Origin of the sequence: Anabaena cylindrica UHCC 0172 (genome assembly GCF_034931625.1) — a bacterium.
GTDB lineage: Bacteria > Cyanobacteriota > Cyanobacteriia > Cyanobacteriales > Nostocaceae > Anabaena > Anabaena cylindrica_A.
This window is the reverse complement of record NZ_JAYGGY010000101.1, coordinates 45,122-54,025: the sequence shown is the minus strand read 5'-3', so window position 1 is coordinate 54,025 and position 8,904 is coordinate 45,122. Positions and strand designations below refer to the sequence as shown.

Here is an 8,904-nt window from a genome sequence, read left to right as displayed (position 1 = left end):
CTCGGAGATTCTTCACTTCGTTCAGAATGACACTTTTAACCCGTTTTTAGTATAGTTACAGCTATGCGAAACAAAGCGATCGCTCTCAATGCAGCAATTTTTAATTATTGCAAGCCTAGTTGTACTTGCAATAAAAGCGTGGTTAGTTCATAGGAACTCACGCAAAAACTCAAATGGATTATCTTCCCAACATGGTTCTGGGACTAACCAAACTAATTTACTTTTGATTTCGGCTTCAATTTCATCACTATCGTCTCTGTCGAACAATAATATCAAAGCTTCCCAGTCCCGTTCTCTGAGGGTGGTGTATGAGGACGGGCTTACCTGTAGATTATTGGAGTAATTCACAAGCACATTTTCAGTTGATGTATATAAAAAGTGAGTATATTTGCTGGCAAATGTACACATTGTACGTTGAATACTTTGATTAAAATGTGACGTAGATCATAAAGCTCTCATAAAGTTTTCTCATTGAGTTAAGAATATGCAGATCCTTTTAGCTGAGATTCGATTAATTCTACGCCAAATACTTCAGAAAAGCAGTGGGCTACACAAAAACGTACTTCTTGACATTTAATACCGGGAATCCAGTCTGCTAAACTGCCGACAGCCTTATCAGCAATACCACAAGGGACAATACGTTCAAAGCCTTTGAGATCAGGACAAACATTTAAAGCAAAACCGTGCATAGTCACCCAACGACTGACTTTAATGCCTATGGCTGCGACTTTGTAACCTTCTAACCACACACCAGTAAAACCGGGAATGCGATCGCCTTTCAGTCCATAATTTGCCAAAACGCGAATTAACACTTCCTCAAGTTGACGCAAGTACCAATGCAGGTCTTGACGATAACGTTGCAGATTTAAAATCGGATATCCCACCAGTTGACCAGGACAATGGTAAGTCACTTCACCACCTCTTTCAACTCGATGCACATCATACTCACTTTTGTCAATATCAAATTTGATAAATTCTAAATTAGCTCCTTTACCCAGAGTGTAAACAGGGGGATGTTCTAGCAAAATGAGTACATCATCTAGGTTGGGGTTATTGATACGTTCTTTGAGTAGCGATCGCTGCCATTGATGAGCATCTAAATATGGCATTAATCCTTGATTATATAAAAAACACCGATATTTTTCGGTTGCGCTACTATGAATCATGCCAAAAATCAATTGGGTAAATGACTAAATATATTTCAACTTGCCATAATAAAGTCAATAAATGTCAAGCTATGCAAAGGATTTTAAAGGAACATCAAGGGAATTAGCTATATAAACAACAAAGTGTTAATTTGAATATATAACCTCAATGGTGTTAGGAGGAATTCTCTACAATCATCATCAAGCCAAGACAACAGGAAAGAATGCACTGGCTGATAGATCTTCAGAAGTTGATGACATTGATCAGGATAAAACTTCAAGAAAGGCTTGTATATTGTTAAATATAAAGATCAGCAAGCCTACCAAATAAAAAAGGAGCAACTACTTCTAGGTTTGTCAAGGTTGTTCTAACTAACATAGCAAGGATAAAAAAGTCAAAACTGCTTTATTTACGGACGTTATGGGTAGATTCAATTGTCTAGCAACCAGTTGGAGAACCGAGCAGAGTTTGACAAGGTAAATCAAGGCTAAAGGTGGTCATAAATTAAAGATGCGACAGCCATACATCAAAAGCAGTTCAAAATTTGTATTAGCGGTAATGATAGACTGACCGCAATCTCTGTTCATACAAAATACATTCACATCAAATAAATATTGAGCGGGAGAGTTTACATGAAGCTTGTCATCCACGGTAAAAATATTGAAATCACCGATGCCATTCGGGAATATGTGCATCAAAAAATTGAAAAAGCAGTTAATCACTTCCAGAACATCACAAATGAAGTGGATGTCCATTTAAGCGTAGCTCGCAATCCCCGAATTAGTACCAAACAAGCTGCGGAAGTCACTATTTATGCTAATGGTAGCGTCATCCGAGCGGAGGAAAGCAGCGAAAACTTATATGCCAGTATTGACTTGGTTGCAGATAAAATAGCCCGGCAACTGCGTAAATATAAAGAAAGACGACAAGACCACAAAACCCAACCCATACCAACCAATGAGGTAGTAGCACCTGAACCAGTAAATGATTTAATAGGCGATCGCACTCCCGAACTACCAGGAGAAGTCGTCCGCACCAAATATTTTTCCATGCCTCCGATGACCCTTGCAGAAGCCCAAGAACAACTGCAACTCGTAGGACACGACTTTTATATGTTCCGTAACGCCGAAACCGGAGACATTAACGTCATTTACGAACGTAATCACGGCGGTTTTGGTGTCATTCAACCCCGCAACGGTAACGGTCATACCAACGGCAAAAACGGCAAAACAGCCAACGTCGCTGTACCAGAAAAATCTAAAGCCTAATTAAAACGCAGAGGAACGCAGAGAATATACTCTGTGAACCTCTGCACCCCCTCTGCGTTAAAAATTCTCTGACTTTGCAGCCAACTGTTGCAAAGTTTTCAAAGTTTCCTCAACATGACCTTTAAAATTCAACATCGAATCAAACACATACTGCACAATTCCCTGTTGGTCAATCACATAAGTCACCCGGCCGGGGATCAAACCAAAAGCGGTAGTCGCACCGTATAGCTTCCGCACTTGATCACCTTTATCACTCAAAAGCGTAAATGGTAAATTGTGCTTGGCTGCAAATTTTTGGTGGGACTCGCTAGAATCACCACTTACACCAATCACCTCAGCACCAACAACTTTAAATACTTCATATTGATCCCGAAAAGCGCAAGATTCTATAGTGCATCCTGGTGTATCATCCTTGGGATAAAAATAAAGAACAACGGCTTGTTTACCGCGAAAATCTCTCAAGCTGACTGTAGAACCATTTTGGGCTGGTAAAGAAAAATCTGGGGCTTGATCTCCAACTTTGATAGCCATAACGTTTGGAAATAATTTCTTAACAAATCTACATTAACTAATTATTTGCCACTTATAACAAATAAGTATTGCTACCAACACATTAATGTCAAATAGGCAAGTTTTAATATTTAATTCTTCTAGGAATTATCCATTATTGATCAAAAAGTTCTAATTGGTTTGGTAAATAAGGTCTTGTAATGCGTAAAAGAGGCTCGCCTATTGTCCCAGACAGCTTGATTAATCCTTCATCGAAGGTTTCTAGAACATCTACCTTAGCCTTTATTGCAGTTGCTACGTGTGCAGCATCTTTAGGTTTTAGACTTTCATGCTGCCACATTAAATCTCTAGCTAACTCTCCAATTATGCGGTCAAGTTCATATACATAAATCCATTCGTGCCTGAAAAAAGAACGTATTTTTTCCTCAACATCTTTAGATAGTTTAGGTTTACCTCTTTCAAGTCTAATAACTTCTATAAAAGTTAATGCAGATGTTACTATAATAACTTCGCCAGCTTTAGCAGCCTTCATTACTGAAAGGCATTCCTTAATTTTATCATCTTCATTTTTAAGCACAGCTAAAAAAGTACATGAATCCCAGTAATGACGAGGCTTAGATGAAGGTTTCAATCTTCGCCTCCTAAAATACCTATAATATCTTCAATGCTGGGAAGTTCTATCTCACTTAGAAAAACTTCCATGTTTTCAACTTCTACACTAACCTTTTGTCCGTCTTCTCTAGAACTGATAAGACCATACACAGATACTCTTTTGCCAAGAGCATCCTTTATCTTGTCAATAAATTCTGGCGTAAAATGGCATTTTACACCTTTGCCAGTAAGTAGATCATAAATTCTGAATAGAGGCCTTCGGTTTAAATCTATTGCGTTAAGAACTCCTTCTACAGAGCCAAAACTTTTGTAATGAGCGCCTATAAGCTCATCAACATTGGCAACTAAATGTTGTGTAAGATTAACTCTTTTAGAGTTAGCTCCTACCTGAATAGTTAATATATCTTTGCCAATTAAGGCAGCCAAACATTTAACACTTTCTAAAGCTCGGTCTGAAAAAAAAGGTGGTCGTTCAGGACGTTCCTCAAGAGTAGCAATTCCTGTTTCTACTGTAGTAATAACTTCAGCTATTGCAGCAATTGCTACACGCTCAGTAGCTACACCTTCAATTGTTAGGTGAACGCTACCACTTGTAACCGATGAAACAACCCAATTTACAGATGGGCGTTTTTTTTCACCAAGATTCTGATCTACTTCATGTAAAATACTAGCCAATTCTTCTTGCGCCTTGCGGAATTTGTCAAACGGAAGCAACGAGCCATCAATGTCAACTGTTAGGCTCGTATGGAGTTCTCCAGATTGAACTAGCTTCTGTCGTTCCATTTTTGAGGCAAAGTGATTCAATTCTTATTTTAAATTAAATTTGTACTTTATAATCGTCAATATACGCACATCAACCATATTTTCTAGACAAATTAAGTAGTTTCAGGTTTTTTGTCTATTAAGCAGGTGTCTTTTATGATGGTTGATTAACAAAATTTAACCTTGTAACCTAGTCTATAAATTTTCCTTGATCAGGTGCATCTGGCAGGGTAGGGTAGATAGTCATCAAAGACAAAATTCTACCCATGCGCCTGACTTCACTCGATGTTTTTCGCGGTATCACCATTGCGGGTATGATTCTCGTCAACATGGTGGGAGTCGCAGATGATAAATATTCCCTTTTAGATCATGCTGAATGGAATGGTTGTACACCAACTGATTTAGTATTTCCTTTTTTTCTGTTCATTGTTGGTGTAGCAATGACTTTTTCCCTATCAAAATACACCGTAGACAACAAACCTAGCAAAGCGGTTTACTTACGCATTCTGCGCCGTGCAGCAATTCTCTTTATTTTAGGATTACTACTTAACGGCTTTTGGAATAAAGGTGTTTGGACTTTTGATTTAAGTAGTATCCGATTAATGGGGGTGTTACAAAGGATTAGCCTTTCATACCTTTTCGCATCTTTAATAGTTTTAAAATTACCCCGCAAAAGTCAATGGATATTAGCTGGGGTATTACTCATCGGTTATTGGTTAACAATGATGTATGTTCCTGTTCCCGAATATGGTGCGGGAGTGCTGACGCGAGAAGGTAATTTTGGCGCATTTATTGACAGACTAATTATTCCCAAAGCGCAGTTATATAAAGGTGATGGATTTAACTTCATGGGAGATCCAGAAGGACTTTTCAGCACTATTCCAGCAATAGTTAGTGTTTTGGCTGGTTATTTCGCTGGGGAATGGATAAAAGAGAAAAAACAAGCTAATTCACAAACCAGTATGGATTTAGTTTTATTTGGTTTGTGTTGTTTGGTAATTGGGATTATTTGGGATGTAGCATTTCCGATTAATAAGAAACTATGGACAAGTTCTTATGTTGTATTTACCACTGGTTGGGCGTTAATGTTATTAGCCGCTTGCTATGAATTGATAGAAGTGCGGTTAATAAAACGCTGGAGTAAACCGTTTGAGATTATGGGCTTAAATGCGATCGCTCTTTTTGTTGCATCTGTCTTGTTAATCAAAATCACAGCTAAAACCCAAATTGGTATAGGTGAAACAGCTATCAGCATCTACAATTGGATTTACCAAAATCTTTTTGCATCTTGGGCGGGAAATTTCAATGGTTCATTTTTCTTTGGACTTGTTACTGTCTTTTTGTGGTATGGTGTGGCTGTCTTGATGTATCGAAAACGCTGGTTTCTTAAAGTTTAAATTTCGCATTCTTATCTAAGGCGTAAAGATGCTAATAAAAACTTTGCGCCTACTCTTTGAGATATGCCTCCGGCACAAATTTAGGTGTTCTTAGCCAGCAAGCCCTACTTAAAAGAGCCTCGATTGCTGGTTTTAATTATAGTTGTATGGTCAGGTTTATTTCCCAATGACGAATTGAATTATTCCGGTGGTATTATTTCCTCCTCTAGAGGACGAACAATTGGCAGTGCTGGTGTTTCTTCTGTTTGAAAAATTCCCTGCAAGGCTTGCTCTAAAGTTTGAGCCATGACAATCCGATTTTCATAAGCAACAACCACCCTGACTAAAGTTGGTAAACTATTTTGCGTTGCTTCTAAATAAATTGGCTCAACGTACAATAAAGATTGTTCAATGGGAATAATCAAAAGATTACCTTGAATTGCTCTTGAACCTTGACGATTCCATAGAGAAATTTGTTGAGAAATTACGGGATCTTGGTTAATTCTGGCTTCGATTTGTTCTGGTCCATAAATTAAACGTTCTTTAGGAAAGTTATAAAGCAGCAATTTACCGTAATTCTCACCATCTGAACGTGCTGCTAACCAAGCGATTAAATTTGTCCGCTGTTTTGGTGTGTAGGGAAGCAGTAAAACAAATTCTTCAAAGGAAACATTAGGAAGACTAGTAATTAAATAATAAGGTTCAACTTGACGAGTTTCAGTACCGTAGATTTCATTGGGGATTTGCCATTGATCTTCCCTGTTATAAAATACTTGAGGGTTAATGATGTGATAAATCATTAACCTTTCAGATTGAATTTTGAAAAAATCCACCGGATAGCGAATATGACTGCGGAGATTAACAGGCATATTTGTCAGCGGTTGAAACATTTCTGGGAAGGTTTTTGACCAAGCAATAATTAGAGGATCTTTTGGTTCAGCAATGTAAAATCTGACTGTGCCGTTGTAAGCATCAATTACAATTTTAACAGAGTTACGAATATAGTTGATGCCATCGCCATTTTGGTCAGAATAAGGATAGTGATGACTCGTTGTATAAGCATCTACAATCCAGTAAAGATAATTCTTTTTTCCTGGAAATTGCGCGTTTTTATTTTCAGGGTTGGCATTAGCAGCTACTAAATAAGGTTCACTGTCAAATTTTAAAAAAGGTGCGATCGCACGAATGCGTTGGTTAATATTTCTCCGGAATAATACTTTAGTCTCAGGTAGAAAATCCCGTGTAAATATCATTTGCCAGTCTTTTAAATAGGTAGCAAATAGCCATCTGCGCCACGGTGAACCAATTCTAATTCCACCTGCACCATCATAAGTATTGTAAACATTATCACTGCCGCTGGGATAATCTAATTCTCTAACTCTCGTGCCAGTCATGACATGAGTATTAGAAATTTCACCGTAATAAATTCGTGGTTCACCAATCGGAATACTTTCACGAATATCTTCACTTGAAGTAGTTAGCGCACTATCATTACCGCTAATATCTTTGACAAAATATTCTGGTAAACCACCAGGTGCAACTGTATTTACAGGACTCATGGTAAAGCCATAACCGTGGGTGTAAATTAAATTGCGGTTTACCCATGTCTGAGCTTGCTGTGGGACGGAAGTATAGTCTAATTCTCTGGCAGCAATTAGTACTTGACGTTTTTCTGTTGATGCTTCTTGATTGGGTTCGGTTTTGATTATATAACGATCAATATCGGCATCAGGAAATTGATAATAAGGACGAATTTGTTGTAGTTGTCTGTTAGTTTTTAATAATGGCTCTTGATCCCATAGCCGAATGTTGCGAATTGTGAGGTCATTAGCTTGAAGATCAGCTTCAGTTAATTTTCCTTGGGGGTTAAAGGTTTGAGAATCAATTGCTTCTAAATCGAATGCTTGACGAGTGAGAGCAATAGTACGTTGAATATAAGGTTGCTCTCGCTGCAATTCATTGGGTTGAACTATTAAAGATTGGACAATAGCAGGTAAGAGAGCGTCACCTGCAATTACTAATCCCAGATAAATACCTAAAGCATAAATTATCCATTGATGATGTTGAGATTTGGGTTTCCAGAATATAGTTTGCCATAATAGGTAAAATGCGATCGCTACAGCTAGAACACATAACATGGTGTCAGCTGGCAGTTGTACCTTAGCATCAGTGTAACTAGCGCCGAAACTCACCCCACGGAGAGAATAGACGAGTTCATAACGACTTAGCCAATAACTGAAAGCTAGCACCAACATTAAACAGCCACCCAAGCCGAATAAATGGCGTTTTTGTGGTGGGGAGAAGCCAGGAAAAACGCCTTGACTGAGACTGTCTCCGGATAAAAGATAGGTGAGGGTGACGGAGATAAAGCCATATAAACATAATCCCATTAGCCAAAAAGCCAACAGTTCCCAGACTGGGAGAGAAAATATATAAAAGCTGATATCCTTGTCAAATAAAGGTTCTGTGCTGTTGAAGGGAGTGGAGTGAAGGTAAAGGAGAATTTTAGACCAATTTTGAGATAGTATCCAGCCAAAACCGAGACTAAAGACAAGTGCGATCGCTCTGAGCAAAAACTGAGAATATACTAAAAGAGCGATCGCAAAGCCGACTAAAGGTATCACTATGGCCACAGCCAAACCAAAATGCCAAGTTTGAGAAATAATCCTGCTACTCAACTGCAAAAATATATCTGGTCTAAATAGAATAGTAAAAGGCGAGTTAACCTGATCAACTTTTCCATACCAGTAACTCAAAGCCACTTTCCCGTAATGCGTCATCATTAACCCCATCAACAAACTCAAGCCTAATGTCAGGGGTAACAGCCAGCGCAATCTCATTTCTCTATTTCCTGTCTCAATTTGGAGAGTTTTATAAACTCTGCCATGCTGGGAACTCGGAAAGTTTATCAGTTCCCTACCCAGTCTTTTTTCTCCACTTCTGACTGGTTCACTTTGCAGAGACTGGGGATATCTCCAACTTTGTGCTACAGCCAGATTCCCCAGCAAATAGATAACACTGACACTAACAACACTCACCCATAAAGCACCCTGAGTTATTAACCGCAGCAAAAATGGTTGCAAATAGCCAATTTCTTGAAACCAAAAAATCTCAGCCCCTAGATGGGAACCTAGATCCAATATTACCCACAACCCCAGGCAGAGGATAATAACTCTAAAGTACCATTTCCTGAACATTCCTTTTACACTGCTGAATTGTGATCAAAACCA

8 protein-coding genes are annotated in these 8,904 nt (G+C 38.5%); 2 read left to right on the top strand and 6 right to left on the bottom strand.

All coding sequences use genetic code 11. The features are described 5' to 3' along the window. Positions 1-147 precede the first annotated feature (147 nt). Both VB713_RS22785 and lipB read right to left on the bottom strand, forming a co-directional pair. Positions 148-348, bottom strand: a complete 201-nt coding sequence (locus VB713_RS22785) for a hypothetical protein (protein WP_323313788.1) — start codon at positions 346-348, stop codon at positions 148-150. Between the two features lie 128 nt (positions 349-476). Then, a complete protein-coding gene (gene lipB / locus VB713_RS22780; RefSeq protein WP_323313787.1) occupies positions 477-1,166 on the bottom strand; it encodes a lipoyl(octanoyl) transferase LipB in 690 nt (229 codons plus the stop codon). 612 nt (positions 1,167-1,778) lie between these two features. Between lipB and hpf the strand changes: the two genes are divergently transcribed. Beyond that, positions 1,779-2,414, top strand: a complete 636-nt coding sequence (gene hpf / locus VB713_RS22775; RefSeq protein ID WP_323313786.1) for a ribosome hibernation-promoting factor, HPF/YfiA family — start codon at positions 1,779-1,781, stop codon at positions 2,412-2,414. 57 nt (positions 2,415-2,471) lie between these two features. Here the strand turns inward: hpf and VB713_RS22770 are convergent, their stop codons facing one another. The 3 genes from VB713_RS22770 to VB713_RS22760 form a co-directional block, all read right to left on the bottom strand. Then, the gene (locus tag VB713_RS22770; protein WP_323313785.1) at positions 2,472-2,945 is read right to left on the bottom strand and encodes a peroxiredoxin; all 474 of its coding nucleotides are present in this window, start codon (positions 2,943-2,945) and stop codon (positions 2,472-2,474) included. Positions 2,946-3,078: 133 nt separating this feature from the next. Further along, positions 3,079-3,555 (bottom strand): type II toxin-antitoxin system VapC family toxin, encoded by a 477-nt coding sequence (locus VB713_RS22765; protein ID WP_323313784.1) that lies wholly within the window; start codon positions 3,553-3,555, stop codon positions 3,079-3,081. Further along, positions 3,552-4,340 carry a hypothetical protein gene (locus VB713_RS22760; RefSeq protein WP_323313783.1) on the bottom strand — a complete coding sequence of 263 codons (789 nt, stop codon included), beginning with the start codon at positions 4,338-4,340 and terminating at the stop codon, positions 3,552-3,554. Before VB713_RS22760 ends, VB713_RS22765 begins: the two co-directional genes overlap by 4 nt. Positions 4,341-4,564: 224 nt before the next feature. Here VB713_RS22760 and VB713_RS22755 point away from each other — a divergent pair, with 224 nt between their 5' ends. Then, a complete protein-coding gene (locus VB713_RS22755; RefSeq protein ID WP_323313782.1) occupies positions 4,565-5,695 on the top strand; it encodes an acyltransferase family protein in 1,131 nt (376 codons plus the stop codon). A 179-nt stretch (positions 5,696-5,874) separates the two neighbouring features. Here VB713_RS22755 and VB713_RS22750 read toward each other — a convergent pair whose 3' ends face one another. Beyond that, positions 5,875-8,871 (bottom strand): UPF0182 family protein, encoded by a 2,997-nt coding sequence (locus VB713_RS22750; protein ID WP_323313781.1) that lies wholly within the window; start codon positions 8,869-8,871, stop codon positions 5,875-5,877. Positions 8,872-8,904 lie beyond the last annotated feature (33 nt).